The 17297-nt window shown below is 67.3% G+C and carries 18 protein-coding genes and 1 pseudogene; 10 read left to right on the top strand and 9 right to left on the bottom strand.

Translation table 11 applies throughout. The features are described 5' to 3' along the window. Window positions 1–658 precede the first annotated feature (658 nt). Window positions 659–1012 (top strand): type II toxin-antitoxin system RelE/ParE family toxin, encoded by a 354-nt coding sequence (locus tag P5P27_RS09925; RefSeq protein WP_278127369.1) that lies wholly within the window; start codon window positions 659–661, stop codon window positions 1010–1012. Next, window positions 1009–1305: a helix-turn-helix domain-containing protein gene (locus P5P27_RS09930; RefSeq protein WP_006895015.1), complete on the top strand. Its 297-nt coding sequence runs from the start codon at window positions 1009–1011 to the stop codon at window positions 1303–1305. The genes P5P27_RS09925 and P5P27_RS09930 overlap by 4 nt, the downstream gene beginning before the upstream one ends. Window positions 1306–1882: 577 nt before the next feature. On the opposite strand, the gene P5P27_RS09935 is transcribed toward P5P27_RS09930, so the two are convergent. Both P5P27_RS09935 and P5P27_RS09940 read right to left on the bottom strand, forming a co-directional pair. Further along, entirely contained in the window at window positions 1883–2746 is an 864-nt protein-coding gene (locus P5P27_RS09935) for a hypothetical protein (RefSeq protein WP_278127370.1), read from the bottom strand. An 81-nt stretch (window positions 2747–2827) separates the two neighbouring features. Continuing rightward, window positions 2828–3763: pseudogene (locus P5P27_RS09940) on the bottom strand (SDR family oxidoreductase). Between the two features lie 131 nt (window positions 3764–3894). Here P5P27_RS09940 and P5P27_RS09945 point away from each other — a divergent pair. After that, window positions 3895–4767, top strand: a complete 873-nt coding sequence (locus P5P27_RS09945) for a helix-turn-helix transcriptional regulator (RefSeq protein WP_278127371.1) — start codon at window positions 3895–3897, stop codon at window positions 4765–4767. On the opposite strand, the gene P5P27_RS09950 is transcribed toward P5P27_RS09945, so the two are convergent. From P5P27_RS09950 to P5P27_RS09970, 5 genes are all read right to left on the bottom strand, one after another. Continuing rightward, entirely contained in the window at window positions 4709–5197 is a 489-nt protein-coding gene (locus tag P5P27_RS09950) for a universal stress protein (protein WP_278127372.1), read from the bottom strand. The genes P5P27_RS09945 and P5P27_RS09950 overlap by 59 nt on opposite strands. Before the next feature lie 321 nt (window positions 5198–5518). After that, window positions 5519–6349: a class I SAM-dependent methyltransferase gene (locus tag P5P27_RS09955; RefSeq protein WP_341338599.1), complete on the bottom strand. Its 831-nt coding sequence runs from the start codon at window positions 6347–6349 to the stop codon at window positions 5519–5521. A gap of 37 nt (window positions 6350–6386) precedes the next feature. Continuing rightward, entirely contained in the window at window positions 6387–8090 is a 1704-nt protein-coding gene (locus tag P5P27_RS09960) for a flavin monoamine oxidase family protein (RefSeq protein WP_411815465.1), read from the bottom strand. Further along, window positions 8087–8971, bottom strand: coding sequence for a nitrilase-related carbon-nitrogen hydrolase (locus P5P27_RS09965; RefSeq protein ID WP_278127374.1), 885 nt, complete (start codon window positions 8969–8971; stop codon window positions 8087–8089). Before P5P27_RS09965 ends, P5P27_RS09960 begins: the two co-directional genes overlap by 4 nt. A gap of 65 nt (window positions 8972–9036) precedes the next feature. Beyond that, window positions 9037–9537, bottom strand: coding sequence for a hypothetical protein (locus P5P27_RS09970; protein ID WP_278127375.1), 501 nt, complete (start codon window positions 9535–9537; stop codon window positions 9037–9039). Between the two features lie 179 nt (window positions 9538–9716). On the opposite strand from P5P27_RS09970, the gene speB reads away from it, so the two are divergent. The 3 genes from speB to P5P27_RS09985 all read left to right on the top strand — a co-directional run bounded on the left by speB (window position 9717) and on the right by P5P27_RS09985 (window position 12062). Then, the gene (gene speB, locus P5P27_RS09975) at window positions 9717–10712 is read left to right on the top strand and encodes an agmatinase (protein WP_278127376.1); all 996 of its coding nucleotides are present in this window, start codon (window positions 9717–9719) and stop codon (window positions 10710–10712) included. Window positions 10713–10799: 87 nt separating this feature from the next. Then, a complete protein-coding gene (locus tag P5P27_RS09980; protein ID WP_199502569.1) occupies window positions 10800–11558 on the top strand; it encodes a sulfite exporter TauE/SafE family protein in 759 nt (252 codons plus the stop codon). Between the two features lie 51 nt (window positions 11559–11609). Beyond that, complete coding sequence (locus P5P27_RS09985; RefSeq protein ID WP_006895027.1) at window positions 11610–12062, top strand: MarR family winged helix-turn-helix transcriptional regulator; 453 nt, start codon at window positions 11610–11612, stop codon at window positions 12060–12062. Window positions 12063–12075: 13 nt separating this feature from the next. On the opposite strand, the gene P5P27_RS09990 is transcribed toward P5P27_RS09985, so the two are convergent. Next, on the bottom strand, window positions 12076–12693 hold the full coding sequence (locus P5P27_RS09990) for a TetR/AcrR family transcriptional regulator (RefSeq protein WP_222111429.1): 618 nt from the start codon (window positions 12691–12693) through the stop codon (window positions 12076–12078). A gap of 158 nt (window positions 12694–12851) precedes the next feature. Between P5P27_RS09990 and P5P27_RS09995 the strand changes: the two genes are divergently transcribed. Then, on the top strand, window positions 12852–14648 hold the full coding sequence (locus tag P5P27_RS09995) for an acyl-CoA dehydrogenase (RefSeq protein WP_278127377.1): 1797 nt from the start codon (window positions 12852–12854) through the stop codon (window positions 14646–14648). Window positions 14649–14670: 22 nt separating this feature from the next. On the opposite strand, the gene P5P27_RS10000 is transcribed toward P5P27_RS09995, so the two are convergent. Further along, complete coding sequence (locus P5P27_RS10000; RefSeq protein WP_081598062.1) at window positions 14671–14895, bottom strand: CDGSH iron-sulfur domain-containing protein; 225 nt, start codon at window positions 14893–14895, stop codon at window positions 14671–14673. 90 nt (window positions 14896–14985) lie between these two features. Between P5P27_RS10000 and P5P27_RS10005 the strand changes: the two genes are divergently transcribed. From P5P27_RS10005 to P5P27_RS10015, 3 genes are read left to right on the top strand one after another with little or no spacing between them, the layout of a single operon-like run. Further along, complete coding sequence (locus tag P5P27_RS10005) at window positions 14986–15978, top strand: iron-containing redox enzyme family protein (RefSeq protein WP_278127437.1); 993 nt, start codon at window positions 14986–14988, stop codon at window positions 15976–15978. Then, window positions 15975–16721: a methyltransferase gene (locus tag P5P27_RS10010; protein ID WP_006895031.1), complete on the top strand. Its 747-nt coding sequence runs from the start codon at window positions 15975–15977 to the stop codon at window positions 16719–16721. Before P5P27_RS10005 ends, P5P27_RS10010 begins: the two co-directional genes overlap by 4 nt. Next, window positions 16718–17227 (top strand): GNAT family N-acetyltransferase, encoded by a 510-nt coding sequence (locus P5P27_RS10015; RefSeq protein WP_006895032.1) that lies wholly within the window; start codon window positions 16718–16720, stop codon window positions 17225–17227. Before P5P27_RS10010 ends, P5P27_RS10015 begins: the two co-directional genes overlap by 4 nt. Window positions 17228–17297: the final 70 nt, after the last annotated feature.

The following is a 17297-nucleotide window of genomic DNA, read 5'->3' on the forward strand; positions in this document are numbered from 1 at the left end:
CGGAACCTCCACCAGAAACGGTTTCATCTGATGATTCAATGATGCATCCAATGAGACGGCAGGTCAATACCCGCAGGTCAAAATGACAACGAAATCGATCAAGACCGGGCAACTGCCCACGCGACTCATGGGGTCTCGCCGGAAGGCGGCTGGCCTAACCGGTACGTATCCGCTGGTCCCGACGCCATAGAATGAACGAAGCGCCCGGGCATGGGGGAGCCGCAGTGATTCATCTGTTGCAATACGCAGGGTTCAACTTGACATAATGTATCTTATCGGCTCGGGTTCCATGTCCATATATGAAACTCGCCAGTCGACGACAGTTCAGCGCGTTTTGCACACAACTGGCAATTGTTGAGAAGTACTTAACCGATTGAGCTGGGTCTGCTTGTTGGAAACCTCAGCTTTCGGCAATCCTGGCTGGCCAGTTCGATCAAAGCGGTTGGTCAAAGCATGGTTCGCGGATCCCATAGTTTATCGTCACTGTGACGATGACCAGACGCGCGGCCGCCGCACCTGGGCCGCTGCGCCGTCCTCGTGACCCGACCGCTCGTAGGTCTCAGGCTACCCGATACACACCGAACTCGCCCCGAACGCTTGCACGCCAGTTGCTGATTATTCCGTTGATGCTATATAGCTCTCCCGGTATACTCGGAGGGTGGGAATCGAGCGGGGATCGACGTGGCAGATTGAGCTGAGTGAAGAGGTGCGCAGTTGGCTCGACGGGCTCACAGTGAAGGGACGGGCACAGGCGTTCCGGGCACTCGACCTCCTGGCCGTCGAAGGTGCCATGCTCCGAATGCCGCACAGCCGCAAGCTCAACGAGAATCTCTGGGAACTCCGGTTTCGCTGTGATCAAGTCAACCAGCGAATCGCCTACACCATCCAGCCTGAGCGCCGCGTGATCACGTTGACGACGTTCCGCAAGCAGCGCAACAACGAGCGCAAAGAAGTCCAGCGAGCCCGCAATGTGCTGCGCCGCCGGGATCAGGAGAAGGAAGGGAAATCATGACCAACTACACCGAGTACAAGCAGGCGGCGCTCGCCGACCTCACCGCCGCCGAGCGTGAGGTCTACGACCAGGCATACGAAACCGCCGGAGTCGTGATGGAGCTAGCAGGAATCGCCTACCAGGCTCGAATCGACGCCGGACTCACCCAAGCCCAGCTCGCAGAACGGATGGGCACCACTCAAAGCTCCGTCGCCGCCGTCGAGAACGGTTCCCGCACTCCCACCGTCAACTTTCTCGAGCGCCTCGCCCGCGCCTGCGGCGCCCGCCTCACCGTCAGCATCGACGCCGCCTGACCTCGCCCCCGGTCATGCATCAGCAAGTGCTCGCCGCCTGGGGCCGCTTGGTGGATCATCCCTCTCGCACTTGCGGTCTATGCCAGTCGGACGGGTGTCGTCGCCACGATCGACTCCGTAAAGTGCTCGCCGCGTGCAGTTCAGCTCGAACCCAGCCTCCATCCTCGCCGACCAGGAAGTCGCCGATGGTGGTTGCGGCGATAGTTGGCCCCGCTGGTACTCGGGTCCCGAACCAACTCGCAGGTTCGATCTCTACCGGGTAATTCACAGCTTGCGACTTGAGGCCGGGAGACGCACCTTCGGAAGGCCACAACTCGATGGCGTGCTTCGAATCTTCTACAATTAGATTTCCGTCGAGAACGAATGATCGCTCTTGTATTCCCATAGAACGGTCAGGCGAACCACACGCGGATATCGCCCGAACTGGGGAGTCGACGTTGGCGGATGCCACCTTCGCTTGCGCACTGAGACCGAGAACTCGAACGAGTCGAGGTAGACGTACACCGAGTCCATCCAGACGGCAATGTTCTCATCTCTGTAGGGCGTGAGCCCGATCTGGGCGTCGTAGGGCTTCACGTTATCCGGGCATCTGGCCATTGGTTGCATCATTCGCGTTGTCGAGGAGAGCGCGGAGGTTTTCCGCCTCGTCTCTGATCTTTTCTCGCTCGAACCGGGTAAATCTACGCAACTGCATCGCCAGTACCGCGTCAGTTCCGACCTCGTCGGTTCCCAGCAGCCCCGCGACGGCCATCCGTGCATCGTCGACCACTTTTGACGATGCGATGGCGGCGAGTACCTCCGTACGGCGGTCGAGAGCCAACGTGATCGCTTCCAGAATCGCCGAACGATCGATCGTCCGCTGTCTATCGGAGATCACTTCCTCCACGGGCGGATTGCCCGGCCACGGCCAGGCGAATGCGCCATCGTCCACCGGACCGCTCGACAGGCTCGTCACGGTGAGCGCGAAGCCTCGCCCCGAGGACAGTCCGACAATCAAACCCGACCGGTCGTCGATCGTGATCGTGAGCCGCTCTCGCTCCGTGGCACCGGGTCGGCCTAGCAGGGTCGACCACGCCGGCCGCCCATCGCAGCGGACGGGCACCGGCGTGGTGAGTGCGACGACGTCTCGCGTCATCTGGTGGAGGACTCCGGATTGCCCCACGAGGTCGATCGGGCTTATGTGAGTCGTCAGCCACGGCATTCGGATACCGCGGCCGCTGAGTTCCACTGCCGCGCCGTTGCTGTCACGGTAGAACGTGCGGCGGCCATCGCTGATGTACTGGACCTCGCCGTCTCGCTCCACACGCCAACGTCCGGCTCCACCGGACCAGAAATCGAGGACGTCGGTGTCGTTCGGTGTCGTACTCGTCATGCGCCCGGCGACTGGCACCATCGCAGCCCCGATGTTCCGTCCGACGAGTTCGGGCCACGATGGTGTCATCACAGCACCTTAACTCCGACCCTCGGTTCTGTCGGGCTCGTCTGCGGCGACGGCCGGAACGGTCTCGGTGCCAACGCCGCGTCATTCGAACCTGACGCCCGTCATCTCTTCGGACACGGTCCAGAGTCGTGCCGCGTCGTCGGTGCGCAACGTCTTCCACAGATTCTGTCAGCCCGGCGGACCGCCGAGTCGGCCGGGCCACTGAGGACCGTACAAGCGGCCGCCGACCGCGTCGGGTGCGGTCGCCGCCATAAGCGCCGGAAGCTTGGCGCTCTCCACAGTGCCGACGATCAGGCTATGTGCCGAGAGCCAGCGAATCATGCGCACCGCACGCGTATCCCGCCGGCGTCCGAGTTCCGGTCTGGCCGCGAGCAAGGCAGTGGGAGCGACACCGGGATGGGACACGTTGCTCGTGATACCCCATGACGCCGCGGAACTACGTCTATCGAGTTCGAGGCCGAACAGCGCACACGCGATCTTCGACTGACGGTAGGCACGCATTCCGTCGTACCCACGCTCCCAGTTCAGATCGGCCCAGTTGATGGTGCCCCTGCGAGCTGCGACGCTCGACTGCGTCGTCACGCGGGCGGACCCCGCGCGCAGCAGCGGCAACAGACGTCCGACGAGTGCGAAGTGGCCCAGATGATTAGTTCCGAATTGCAGTTCGTTGCCGTCGGCGGTCACTTGCCGAGACGGCGGCGTCATGACTCCCGCATTGTTGATCAGCACATGAATCGGCTCGCCCTCCTCCATCAAGGCCGCGCCGAGCGCCGCGACGGAGTCGAGCGATGACAGTTCGAGCTCCCGCAGAGACACAGCCGCCGCCGGTACACGGGATCGAATCGTCGCTAAGGCGGCCGCACCTTTTCGCGGGTTGCGGACCGGCATGATCACTTCGGCGCCCGCGCCCGCCAATTCAGTGGCGATTCCGAGGCCCATTCCGTCACTCGCCCCGGTGACGACGGCTCGTCGCCCCGAGAGATCACCGATAGCGATGTCGTAACGTTCGCGATCCATGCCGATGACTCCTATTCAACCGCCGAGTGAGGCCAACACCCTCTGATTCGAGTCTGGCCGGCGGGAAGCCCGTTATCCACGGCATGACGATCCGTGGATAACCACGGCACGTCCGCGCCACAATGAAACACATGACCGATCGCGACGCACTCGGCGAGTTCCTGCGCACGCGCCGGGAAGCCCTCGCGCCCGAGGACGTCGGCCTGCCGCGCGGACGTCGCCGGCGCACCGCGGGCCTCCGGCGCGAGGAAGTTGCCGTTCTGTGCCACATGTCGGCCGACTACTACTCACGGCTCGAGCGCGCGCAGGGCCCGCAGCCGTCGGAGCAGGTGACCGCGTCGATCGCGCTGGGCCTGCATCTCACCCGGGCGGAGCACGATCACCTGTTCCGGCTCGCCGGACATCAACCGCCGCCGCGGGGCTCTTCCACCGATCACATCAGTCCCGGGATGCTGCGAATCTTCGATCGCCTGGCCGACACGCCGGCGGAGATCGTCGGAGAACTCGGTGAGACGCTGCGGCAGACTCCGCTGAGCGCGGCACTCGTCGGAGACCTCAGTGGACGTACCGGTCTCTCACGCAGCGCAGCATACCGATGGTTCACCGAGCCGGTGTCCCGGGAGCTCTATCCTCCCGACGACCACGACTTCTACTCGCGGATGTACGTCTCCAACCTGCGCGGCGTGGTGGCGGTTCGGGGACCGGAGTCACGAGCCGCACAGGTCTCCGACGAACTCCAGGCCCGCTACGAGGAGTTCCGAAGGCTCTGGGAGCGTCACGAAATCGGCGTCGCACCGCACGAGGTGAAACGCCTCCTGCATCCGGAAGTCGGATTGCTCGAACTCAATTGCCAGATTCTCCACGATCCCGTGCAGACACACTCACTTCTCGTCTACACCGCATCGCCGGGCAGCGAAAGCTACGACAAACTGGCCCTGCTGGCCGTCATCGACCGGCACGATCGCGTCCCTCAAGCCGCCAGTCCCTCGCCCGGCACGGGCTGAGACTCCATCCCTCGGGAACGATGAGGACCGGGCAGTTGCCGCGATTCGTCAGTCCCTTGAACACCGCCCCGCTCAGACTGTGGTCGAGCATCGCTCCCAGTCCATGATGAGGTCGTCCGACGACGATCATCGTCGCCCCGCACGACTGCGCCTCATTGGTGAGAACCTGGGCGGTCTCTCCGCGTGCGGTTGTGTAAGTCCAGTCGTCGGCGTCACGACCCAGGAGTTCGGCGACCACCCGCCGGTGCTCCTCGAGGTGCTGATCGGTTTCGACCTCGTAGTCGGGCTCGTCGGGATCGAACGGCAGGTCGCCGAAATCCACTACATGGACGACGCGGATCTGCGAATGCAGAGCACGTGCCAGCCGCGCCCCGAACACGACCGCCGCCTTGCTGTTCGCGTGGGCGTCGTAGCCAATGACAATGTTCACCTGTCGCTCCCCTCCTCGGTGGAGTCCCAGGGTCCATCAGCCGGGTCGGCGGTTCAGGCGGACGCTCTGGGCGTCGCCTCGGCAGGATCCATTGCCGCTACCACCATTCTACCCCGCTGATCTGGATCCAGCGGGTCCTGGACGTCTCCGCTCGTCGGACGACCGCGACAACCTCGATTTTCTACGAAGGGAACGGATCGCCCTGAACCCAGGCACTTCGAGTAAGCCAAGGGAGCGAAGCGACACGGCGCATGGAGGGAACCCGTCGACGCGCCGGCGATCGTACGAAACCACTGACGGCGTAGTGCGCCGCCGTACCTGTCACCCGCGAGCCCAGAGGATCCGACTCGGGCTCGTCGCCTCGGTCGTCCGGCCCGTGTAGGTCCCGATCAGCTCGGCGGCGGACAGATCCTCCACGTCGTGGAAACGCAGATCGCGCAGCAGCGCGCCGAGGTCGTCACGGTCGTAGAAGTTGAACCACGGCTCGCCCACGGCGGCCACCCGCTCCGCCCGTGCCTGCATCCGTGCGCGTTGTGCGTCGTCGGTCGCCGGCTCGAGATAGTCGAGAATGACTTCCGCCGACGATGTCTGGCCGGCGACGTACTCCAGCGTCGATCGCGCGGCCTCCGGTGTCAGGTAGTAGACCACTCCGAGCCAGACGAACACCGCCGCCGCGTCTCGCCGGAACCCGGCCGACGCCAGCGACTCCGCGAGATCGTCGGTTTCGAAGTCGACCGGAACGAGCGTCGTCGTCGCCGGCACGTCGATCGCCGCTTCAGCGAGCCGTTCCCGCTTCCATTCCTGTGTGGCCGGGTGATCGACCTCGAAGACGCGCAGGCCGGGATCGGTGCTGCGATAACCGAAGGTGTCCAGTCCCGCCCCCAGCACGACGACTTGACCGACACCCCGGGCTGCCGCGGCCGCGACCCGGTCCTCCGCGAACCGGGCGCGGGCCGCGAAGAACAATCGTCGCCGCCGATCGGTGGCCGCGACGGGCAGTCGCCCGTCCTCAGCCGCGCGGCTCAGTGCCTCGCCGGAGCTTCCGATCAGACGCACGGCGAAGGGATCGTCGAGGATCCGCGGGCTGTCGGCCACCTGGTGATAGGCGCGGGCGTATGCGGTCGCGAGTGCGGTTCTACTCGGTTCCTTCATCATGTTCCTCCGGTCTGCCGATCGCGTGGCCACGCGGTCACGTGACATCGGGCAGGCGGATCGGTGCCAACTCGGCGAACCTGTCCCCCGGCCCGGGATTGCGACGATCACACCGCCCACCGAGGTGGTGCATCACGCCCCACACGGCGTTGAGCGCGGTCTGCACCGCGCCCTCCGCCCATCCCGCCGTCCACGCGACGTCGTCGCCGGCGAGGAAGACACCGCGATGACCGGGCGCGAACCCCTCCTGGACGAAGTGCGTGAACAGCCGTTCCTGATAACGGTAGTGACCGGGCAGATTCGCGCGGAACGCACCCATGAAGTTCCGCTCCACCTCCCAGGAGATCGTGAGCGGTGGCGCGATCACATGACTGCGGATGTCGAGATCGGGATAGATCGACGACAACGAGTCGAGCATGAGATCCATCCGCTCGGAGGCGTCGAGCGGGATCAGCTTCAGCGAGTCGTCGGCCCACGTGTACGACAGGCAGATCACCGCGGGACCGTCGGAGGACTCCGGCTCCCCGCTCCCGGCGAGCGGACCGTCGAACAGGTACACGCCTCGGGGCATGCGATCGGTGAGCGTCATGCTCATCCGCGGATAGCCGGTCGACGGATCCAGCTCACGCCAGAAGGGCCGGTCCACCAGAACGAACACTTTGCTGGAACCCATGTAGTGAGTCCGCTCGATGGCACTCCAATGCTCGGCGGCGAACAGTGACTCGTCGCATTTGACGGTGCTCAGCAGCAGCCACAGTGGCGCCGTGTACACCACCGCCGGATAGTCGGCGATGCCGCCGCCGGCATCGGTGACCGTGATCCGGTGGGGATGCGTGCGCCGCATCTCGACCGCGGCCGGACGCGGGCGACCGCCGTTCAACGACGCCGGCGACGTGCCCGCCGGCCAGTGCGCGGCACCGGGAACCGCCGCCGACCACAACCGGACGGGCAACTGCTGCGCCCCGCCGACCACGCCCCGATGGTCCTCGTCGGCCGCCGTCGCGACCACCCACAGCACCTCGAGGATCGAATTGGAGAAGTCGGTGTCCCACCCGCCGGTTCCGAAACCCACTTGACCGAACAACTCTCGGTCCGCGAACGACCGCAGTTGTGCGGAGTCGACGAGGAAACGGTAGAAGGTGGTGTCGTCGTAGCGCTCCACGAGCGGGTGCCACAGCGCCGCCACGGCCGCGGCGTCCCGTGCCCGGATCGCCGACCGCAGCGCACCGAGCCCGGCGCCCGCCTCGAGTGCGGCCTCCCAGCCGCGGGCGACACGGCCGAACACCGGCGGCAGATCGTCCAGCGACCGCCCGTGAACGGTGACGCCCTTGAGGTCGATGACCGTGTCCGGTGTACACGGCGCCAACGGATTCGGGAACGGCACAGTGCCCACGCCTGCTTCGTCGAAATAGCCGAACAGCGTGGTGGAGGACGGTGGAAACCGCATGGCGCCCAGCTCAGCGATCGCTCCGGGATGACCGTCGAACGACGCCGACCGCATACGGCCGCCGATCCGGTCGGGCTCGTACAGCACCGGCCGCAGGCCCATCCGAGTGAGCTCACGCGCCACGATGACGCCCGACAGCCCGCCTCCGATCACGGCGACCTGCGTCCCGAGGGCTTCTGCGGGAACCGCACCGATCCCGGCGGGGTGCGCACGGAAGAGGTCGTACGGGAAGGGGAAGTCGGGTCCGATCATCGACAGCGGGGTTCCGCCCTCCGGTGCGACCGGGATGCTCACCGCGATCGCCTCCCGGCGTCGTGCGGATCGGGACGCCGACGCGGATCGCTCGCCCCGTACAGGTCGGCGCGACGATCGCGCAGGTAGCGATTATGGCGGCGCGAACGCTCCAGACGCTCCGGCTCCAGATCCACCAGCAGCAGTTCGGCGCCCTCGCCGGCACGGGCCAGCTCGACGCCGTCCGGTGCGATCGCGCACGACCGACCGCAGTACCGGACGGCCGCACCGGCACCCTCGGCGTCCGAGACCGGGCCCACCCGGTTCACGTAGGTGAGGAACATCTGATTCTCGATCGCCCGTGCCGGAACGAGCGTGGTGGCCACGTGATCGTCGGGCTGCGCGAGCGCTGTCGGCACCAGAAGCCAGTCGGTACCCGCGAGGGCGTGCGCACGCGCGGCCTCCGGGAACTCGACGTCGTAGCAGACGAGGATTCCGCAGGTCAGCCCGCCGAAGGCGAACTGCTCCACCAGCCGATCGCCTGCGGTGAACGGAGTGTCGTCGGGCGCGGAGCCGACCGGCGTCCCGACAGCGGGCCGGTACAGGTGCGTCTTTCGGTAGTGCGCGCGCAGGGTGCCGTCGCGACCCACCACCGCCGCCGAGTCGAACACCTCGCCGCCGCGTCCGCGCTCGGCGTACCCGTAGGCGATCGCCAGGTCGCATGCGTGAGCGGTTTCGGTCATCAGCCGGCCGATCGGTCCGCGCCCGGTTCCCTCGGGCCGCGGCTCGGGCGCCAGGGGACTCCGGTATGCGGTGAGCGTCAGCTCGGAACAGACGAGGATGCTCGCGCCGGCCTCCTGCGCGGCGACGGCCACCGCGGCGACCTCCGACGACGCGGCCGGCAAGCCGGTCGACGCCGGACCCTGAAACAGTGCCGCTCGCATCGTGCGCCTCCCCCGCCGCCGCGTGAATGAGGACAGGTGGTGAACCGGCCGCCGCCGTGGCGGGGCTACTCGGCGGAGTCCGCGGGCTCCGCGGTCCGGCAGCACGTACGGCGAGTGCGCATCCCGCCCGACAGCGCCGCGTCGATGAGCAGACTGGTGCCGATCCCCAGCATCCACGAATCCTTCGCGACCGGTATCCCCTGCTGTGTCGGTCGCAGCGACCCGTCCTCGTGCATCGCGGGCGTCCGCACGTACATCGTCAGCAAGCCGGAACTGAACGCGGTGAGCGCCGCGCCCGCCACCGCGGTCGGCACCCACGGCGCCAGCAGCGCCGATCCGACGCCGATCTCGGCGACGGCGAGCGCTTTGCCGAACAGTCCCGGCCGCACCTGCCGGACCGCCGGGAACGCGTTGGCCGCCATGCCTTGGAGACCGGCGGCTGCTTCGTCGTCGAGGGAGAGCTTCCCGATTCCCGAGTTGAGGATGAAGGCGCCGGTCGCGAGCCGCAACGGCAGTCGGCGCAGTCGGTCGGTGACGGTGGGTGCGGTGCTGGACGTGTCGTTCACTGGTGGCTCCTCGCTGCTGTTCGACGGCGGTCTCTCTGTGGACGAGGCCACCTTCCATCTCACCAGAATCGGGAGGCGGGACGCGGCGCTTCCGGTGATCGGGTCGCGATGCCGAGCACACAGAGGACAATCAGGGCTGGACGATCAGGACTGGACAGTCGCGACGGGAGGTGGACGCGATGTCGGATTCAGCGAGTTCGCGTCCGAAGCACTCGGAGGCCGGAGAGCCGATCGGTCCGGTGGATTCGACGGTGATTCCGAGATTCGCCGGACCGACGACCTTCGCCAGACTCCCCCGACTCGATCAGGTGCCGCCGGAGGCCAGACGCGACGGCATCGCGATTCTCGGAGCGCCCTTCGACGCGGGGACGTCGTACCGGCCGGGCGCGCGGTTCGGGCCGGCGCACATCCGTGCCTCCTCGAAGCTGCTCCGGCCATTCCACCCGGGACTGGGCGTATCGCCCTTCGACACCCTGCAGGTGGTGGACGCCGGCGACGCCACGCTGAATCCGTTCGACATCGCCTCAGCGCTCACCGAGCTCGACGCCGCGGTGTCGGAACTGCGCGCGCAAGACCTGCGGGTGATCACTCTCGGCGGCGACCACACCGTCGCGCTCCCGATTCTGCGGGCGGTGGCGCGCGACGTCGGCCCCGTGGCGGTGGTGCACTTCGACGCTCATCTGGACACGTGGGACACCTACTTCGGCGAGGCCTACACGCACGGCACACCGTTCCGCCGCGCGAGCGAGGAGGGCCTGATCGATGTGGACCGCTCCGTGCACATCGGGACCCGCGGCCCGCTGTACTCGCCACGAGATCTCGACGAGGACGCACGGCTCGGATTTCGGGTGATCGCCGCCGACGAGTACGAAGCCGGCGGCGTCGCCGCAGTGTCCGGTCTCCTGCTCGACCGCATCGGCGCGGGTCCGGTGTACGTCTCCGTGGACATCGACGTCCTCGATCCCGCGCACGCGCCGGGCACCGGAACGCCCGAAGCGGGTGGACTCACCTCGCGGGAACTGCTGTCCACCCTGCGTTCGCTCGCCGGTCTGGACGTGCTCGGTGCCGACGTCGTGGAGGTCGCGCCGGCCTACGACCACGCCGAGATCACCGGAATCGCCGCCGCGCACATCGTGTACGAACTGCTCGCCGTGATGGCCGCACGCGGCGCGTGACCCCGGCGCTCGGGTCCACTCGACGGGCACTACCCTGTCGGTGGTCCGAAGCCCGATCTCTTCCTCGAGGTGTTGACTCTGTCCGGAATGGCTGTCCCCGTCCTGATCGCGCTCGCAGTCATCGGATTCGTCGGCGGAGTGGGGATCACGGCGCTCGGACCGGGCGGAGTACTCCCGACCATCGGGCTCTTCGCGCTCACCGGTCTGGCGGCACCGACCGTCGCGGGGACCGCCATCGTCACACACGTGGCGACGGGTGTGGCGGGCACGGCGGCCTACCGGCGTTCGGGCGAGCTCCGCAGACCCGCGACGCGTCGCACCGCACTCGCGCTCGGCGGTACCGCGTTGATCGGCACGCCGATCGGAGTGTGGGTCAATTCCCTTGTGTCCCAACGGGTATTCGGTATCGTTCTAGCCGTCCTGGTGGCTGTGGCCGCGGTGTCGATCTGGGTGCGCGAGTATCTCGGGGCCGACGCCGCGAGCGACCGCCATCCGCACGTCGCCGTGGTGGCACTGCTCGGATTCACCGTCGCGGTGTTCAGCGGCATCGTCGGGATCGGCGGTCCGATGCTCACCGTGCCGCTGCTGATCGCCTGCGGCGTCCGAGTGCTGGAGTCACTCGCGGCCGCCCAGGTCCAGTCGATCGTCATCGCGGTCGTCGGGTCGGTCGGATACGCGGCGCAAGGGGCGATCGATTGGCCGCTCGCGGCCCTGATCGGCGTTCCCGAACTCGCGGGAGTGCTGGTGGGATGGCGCGTCGCGCAGGCCCTGCCGACGCGCGTGCTGAAGATGGCCCTGACGGCGGCCCTCCTCGCCCTCGCGCCCTACCTGGCACTGACCGCCTGATGCCGACAGGGCCAGTAATTGCATAATCAACTAATTCGGTAAGGTCGACGTATGAACTCTCCACGATGGCTCTCCGACGAGGAACAGGCGGCATGGCGCGCCTACCTCGACGCGACCCGGCTGTTGATGAATACGCTCGACCATCAGCTCGTCCGGGACGCACAGCTGTCGCTGACCGACTTCTCACTGCTCGTCGCCCTCTCCGAAGCGCCCGGCCGCCAACTGCGGATGAGCGGTGTCGCAGACGCTGTCGCCACGTCGCGAAGCACCGTCACCCGAGCGATGAACCGCCTGGTCGACAAGGGGTGGGTGGAGCGAATCCCGTGCGTCGACGACCGCCGCGGAGCCTGGGCGCATCTGACCCCCGCGGGTCTGGCCAAGCTGGTCGACGCCGCACCGGCGCACGTCGACGAAGTCCGCGAGACGATGATCGACGTGCTCAGTCCCGCCGAGTTGAACGTCCTGGCGACGAGTTTCCAGAAGATTCGCGACCGATTGAGCTGAGCCTCACCCGCGACTACCGTGCCGCCCGGGCACCCACGATCCGTAGCGCGACCTCCGCGTAGTCGTCGGCGAGATCGTCCGCGTCGGCGTGATTCCTGACGGGAAACCATCGGCTCACGTCGATCCCGAGGGACGTCAGGGCGAGTGTCACGGTCGAGACGTCACCGAAGGAGAACTCGCCCGAGGCGGCGCCGGCTTCGGCGATCTCGGTGAACACTCTCGTGGTCGCGCGTCGCAGACCGGCGATCAGTTCGAAGTGATCGTCGGTCAGCGCCCGCAGTTCGTACTGGATGACGCGAGCGATCGCCCGGTTCTCCGCATGCCACCTCACGAACGACGCGATGGCGGCCCGGAGCCGTTCGGTCGGCGACCGCGCCGGATCGTCCGCGGCGAGCAGCGCGTCCAGAACCGCCCGATGGCCTTCCATCGCTATCGCGAAGAGCAGCGACTCCTTGGTCTTGTAGTGGGGATACACCGCGCCGGGACTCATGCCGAGACTCGCAGCGATCTCACGGGTGGTGGCCAGGCCGTAGCCCTTCGCCGCGAACACCTCGCAGGCCGCCCGCCGGATCCGTGCGGCGGCTTTCGAACCCGGTACGCCGTCGGCCGGACCGGGTGCGGTGGCGGTCATCGAACTCTCCTGTCTCCGGTCGGGATTGACACGGCGCACACAGTCCTGAAATATGCATATGCATAGTTTCTATGCGTTTGCATAGTACATGACGCCGGCCGGAGTGACAGGGCCCCGAGTCGTACGTCGCCCGGCCCCCGACCGATCGGAACCCTCCCATGACGCACGCTCTCTCTCGCCGCGACCTCGACTTCCTACTCTACGAGTGGCTCGACGTCGAATCCCTGACCTCCCGCGAACGGTTCGCCGATCATTCCCGAGAGACTTTCGACGGCGTCCTCGACCTCACGGCCGACCTCGCCGACAAGTACTTCATCCCCCACAACCGGCTCGCCGACGCCTCCGAGCCGACGATGCGTCCGGACGGCACGGTCGAGATGATCCCGGACGTCCAGCGCGCACTGGCGGCGTACGCCGAATCCGGGCTGATCGCCGGACCGTTCGACCACGAGGTCGGCGGCATGCAGTTGCCGACCACCCTCGCGCGGGCCTCGATGGCCTGGCTGCAGGCCGCCAACGCCGGAACCTCGTCGTACGCGCTGCTCACCGCGGCCAACGCGGCACTTCTGGCCGAGTACGGCACGCCTCAACAGATCGACACCTTCGTCCGGCCCATGCTCGAAGGACGATGGTTCGGCACCATGTGCCTGTCCGAACCCCAGGCCGGATCCTCGCTGGCCGACATCACCACCCGCGCCGAACGCAGGCCGGACGGCACCTACCGGGTCGTCGGATCGAAGATGTGGATCTCTGGAGGCGATCACGAACTGTCGGAGAACATCGTCCACCTGGTGTTGGCCAAGATGCCGGGCGGCAAGCCCGGTGTGCACAGCATCTCGCTGTTCATCGTGCCGAAGTACCTGCCCGGCGACGACGGCGGCCGCGGCGAGCGCAACGATGTCACGCTCACCGGGCTGAACCACAAGATGGGCAATCGCGGCACCGTCAACACGGCGTTGGCCCTCGGTGACGGCACCCATCGACCGGGCGGCGAGGCCGGCGCGGTCGGCTATCTCGTCGGTGAGGAGCACCGCGGGCTCTCGTACATGTTCCACATGATGAACGAGGCGCGGATCGGCGTCGGCTTCCTGGCGACCGCACTCGGGTACGTGGGATATCTCAAGGCCGTCGACTACGCGGCCGGGCGCACTCAGGGCCGCCCGATCGGCGCCAAAGATCCGGCCGCGCCGCCGGTCCCGATCATCGAGCACCCGGACGTCCGCCGCATGCTGCTGGCACAGAAGGCCTACGTCGAAGGCGGTCTGGCACTGGGCCTGTACTGCGCGAAACTCGTCGACGACTTGGACACCGCCGCCGACGCGGAGACCGCAGCCGACCTGGAGTTGCTGCTCGACGTCCTGACACCGATAGCCAAGAGCTGGCCGTCGCAGTGGTGTCTGAAGGCCAACGATCTGGCGATCCAGGTGCACGGCGGTTACGGCTACACCCGCGACTACGACGTCGAACAGCACTACCGCGACAACCGCCTCAATCCGATCCACGAAGGCACGCACGGCGTTCAGGGGCTCGACCTGCTCGGCCGCAAAGTGATCATGCGGGACGGCAGGGGGCTGAGCCTGCTCGGCGCGCGTATCTCCGCGACCATCGACGCCGCCCGCGGTCGCGGCGGCACCGCGTCGGCGTTCGCCGACGGTCTCGACGACGCCTGGCGGCGGGTGGTCGAAGTGACGGGGACCCTGTGGGCGGACGGTGATCCCGCTACGGCACTGGCGAACTCCTCGGTGTACCTGGAGGCCTTCGGTCACGTGGTGGTCGCCTGGCTCTGGCTCGACCAGTATCTCGCGTGCGAAGACCGGTCCGGCGACTTCTACGACGGCAAGAGGATGGCCACGCGCTACTTCTTCGCCCACGAACTCCCGCAGACCGGACCGTGGACGGCCCTGCTCGCGTCTCTCGACGACACCACCGCGGTCATGGAACCGAACTGGTTCTGAATCGGTCCGTCCGTCGCCTCGGTCACCGTCCGGGGCGGGTCCGCACTTTGTGCGAGCCGTCGCACATCGGGGCGATGGTAGACCGGCCGCATCGGCAGAATGCGACCGTGCGCCGGCGGGGCGAATAGGCGGTACCATCGGGCTTGATCACCGAAATCGGCCCGCGTACCAATAGCGGCCCTGAAGGACATGGAATGACGGTGACGTCATCGTCCCGATGGTCGCCGCCCTGATCGTTGGAGGTCATTTGTCCTCAATTCCTGGGAACGTGCGGAATTCATCGCTCAGCGCGAGCCTACTCACCTCGGACGACGGCGCCAACGGTTCGCAGCCGCGCATGCCGATGCCCGCGCCCCGCGGCCCGGTGAGCGCGGCACTGGCCGAACTGCTGCTCGATCTCGACGGTCCGGCCGAGCCCCTCTCGGCCGCGGTCGCCGCACATCGCAGTCCCGTGCTGGACGACGAAGACGCCCAGCTCACCCTGACGATGCTGTATGAACTGCACCTGCGCGGCATCCGCGGCGTCGACGATCGGGCGGAGTGGGACCTGCGACTGCTCGAGGTGCGCGGCGAACTCGAACAACGTCTGGAATCGGAACTGAACGCGTTGGTCGGCCCGATCGAGGACCCCGACGACGTCGTGGAAGCGTTGTTCCAGGCGAGCGCGGACGACGACGGTCCGCCGCTGGCGGCATTTCTCGCGCGGTCGGGAACCGTCGATCAATTCCGGGAACTCGTGATTCACCGATCGCTGAACCAGCTGCGGGAAGCCGATGTTCACACGCTGGGCATTCCGCGCCTGGGCGGCGCACCCAAGGCTGCGCTGATCGAAGTGCAGTGCGATGAATACGGCGGCGGCCGACTCGATTACATGCATGCCACTCTGTGGGCCGATCTGATGCGGGGAATGGATCTGGATTCCGGATACGCCGCATATATCGACAGCATTCCGGCTCCCACCCTGGCGGCCGTCAACACACTCTCCTATTTCGGCCTCCACCGCGGAAGGGTCCGCGAACTCGTCGGACATCTGTGCATGGTGGAGACCACGTCGTCACTGCCGAGCCGGCAGTACAGCCGTGGCCTGCGCCGCCTCGGATTCGGGCGCCCGGTTCGGCTGTTCTTCGACGAACACGTCGAGGCGGATGCGGTGCACGAACAGCTCGTCGTCCGCGAGGTCGCCGGAGCGCTCGGCGACACACCCGACGGCCGCATCGGCCTCCTGCGCGGCGCACTGACCTGTCTGGCGGTGGAACGGCTGGCCGCACAGCACATCTGGGCCGCGTGGGAGGCGGGCCGGTCGTCGCTGCGCGTGGGGTCCGCCCGGTGATCGGCCGATGGGCGGTCGGCGAGGCCACCGCCGGCCGGATCCTCGGGACCCTGCCCCTGCCCCAGCCCACCGTGACCGCGCCGACGGGCGTGTACCGGCCGTCGGTCGACTCGGCGATGCTGTGCCGTCGAATGGTGAACCACATGCAGACCCACCCGAAGGGCGTGACCTCGGTGATCGAGCTGTGCGCTGGGAGTGGAATCGCGTCGGTCTACGCCGCTCTGGCCGGCGCCCGCGTGACGGCGGTCGACGACACCCGGGAATCGGTCGAGGCGGTCGCGGTCAACGCGGCGTCGAACGATGTGACCGTCGACGTCGTCCGCTCCGATGTCCGCGCACTCCCTCGGCTCGATCCCGCCGACCTGGTGGTCGCCAACCCGCCGTATGTCCCGGCGCCCGCGCACATGCCCGACGGACACGCCTGGAACGCCGGACCGAACGGCAGGAGCGTGGTCGACTCGATCATCGGCGTGCTGCCCGAGCTCGTTCGGCCCGCGGGTGCGGCACTGCTGGTCCAGTCGGACGTCTGCGGTGTGACGCCCACCCTCTCCGGACTGGCGGACCGGGGCTTCGACGCGGCAGTCACCGACGAAGTCGTTGTCGACTTCGGTCCGGTGATGCACGAGCGCGCGCTCTGGCTGGAATCGCAGGGCTTCATCGAACCGGGCGAACGCACCGAGCGCGTGGTGGTGATACGAGCCGTGCGGTCGACGTCGGCCGTGCCGCGGGGAGCGTCGCGATGACCGGGGCGTGGTCGGTGCGCCCGGAGGGCGACGGCGACGCGCAGGCGGTTCATGCGGTCAACGCAGCCGCGTTCCCGACGCCGGCCGAGGCGGATCTGGTCGACGAACTGCGTCGCGACCCGGCGGCGTGGATCGACGGGCTGTCGTATGTCGCGGAACAGGACGGCGAGATCATCGGGCACGCCCTGCTCACCCGGGCGACCGTCGGAGGAACGCCGGTATTGGCCCTCGCACCGTGTGCGGTGGTTCCGGCACAGCAAGGCACCGGCGTCGGAACGGCGGTGATCTCAGCACTGCTCGACGCTGCCCGCCGGATCGGCGACGAGACCGTCGTCGTCCTCGGCCATGCCGACTACTACCCGCGGTTCGGCTTCGTTCCCGCGTCCCGATTCGGTATCTCGGCGCCGGTCACGGTACCCGACGACAGCTTCCTCGCACTGCCGCTGACCGCAGCGGCGCGCGTCCCCTCCGGAGTCATCGCCTATCCGGCGGCCTTCGGCCTCTGACCACGATCGGAGTCTCCGGACGATCACCGGCCGGCGTGCAGCCGATACCATTGGCCCGGAGATCCGACGA

Origin of the sequence: Gordonia sihwensis, from assembly GCF_029632925.1 — a bacterium.
Classification (GTDB): domain Bacteria; phylum Actinomycetota; class Actinomycetes; order Mycobacteriales; family Mycobacteriaceae; genus Gordonia; species Gordonia sihwensis.

Coding starts and splice junctions, on each gene's coding strand:
- P5P27_RS09930 (WP_006895015.1), top strand. CDS start 1,009: ATGACCAACTACACCGAGTACAAGCAGGCGGCGCTCGCCGACCTCACC.
- P5P27_RS09935 (WP_278127370.1), bottom strand. CDS start 2,746: ATGACACCATCGTGGCCCGAACTCGTCGGACGGAACATCGGGGCTGCG.
- P5P27_RS09945 (WP_278127371.1), top strand. CDS start 3,895: ATGACCGATCGCGACGCACTCGGCGAGTTCCTGCGCACGCGCCGGGAA.
- P5P27_RS09955 (WP_341338599.1), bottom strand. CDS start 6,349: ATGAAGGAACCGAGTAGAACCGCACTCGCGACCGCATACGCCCGCGCC.
- P5P27_RS09965 (WP_278127374.1), bottom strand. CDS start 8,971: ATGCGAGCGGCACTGTTTCAGGGTCCGGCGTCGACCGGCTTGCCGGCC.
- speB (WP_278127376.1), top strand. CDS start 9,717: ATGTCGGATTCAGCGAGTTCGCGTCCGAAGCACTCGGAGGCCGGAGAG.
- P5P27_RS09980 (WP_199502569.1), top strand. CDS start 10,800: ATGGCTGTCCCCGTCCTGATCGCGCTCGCAGTCATCGGATTCGTCGGC.
- P5P27_RS09985 (WP_006895027.1), top strand. CDS start 11,610: ATGAACTCTCCACGATGGCTCTCCGACGAGGAACAGGCGGCATGGCGC.
- P5P27_RS09990 (WP_222111429.1), bottom strand. CDS start 12,693: ATGACCGCCACCGCACCCGGTCCGGCCGACGGCGTACCGGGTTCGAAA.
- P5P27_RS09995 (WP_278127377.1), top strand. CDS start 12,852: ATGACGCACGCTCTCTCTCGCCGCGACCTCGACTTCCTACTCTACGAG.
- P5P27_RS10000 (WP_081598062.1), bottom strand. CDS start 14,895: ATGACCTCCAACGATCAGGGCGGCGACCATCGGGACGATGACGTCACC.
- P5P27_RS10005 (WP_278127437.1), top strand. CDS start 14,986: ATGCCGATGCCCGCGCCCCGCGGCCCGGTGAGCGCGGCACTGGCCGAA.
- P5P27_RS10015 (WP_006895032.1), top strand. CDS start 16,718: ATGACCGGGGCGTGGTCGGTGCGCCCGGAGGGCGACGGCGACGCGCAG.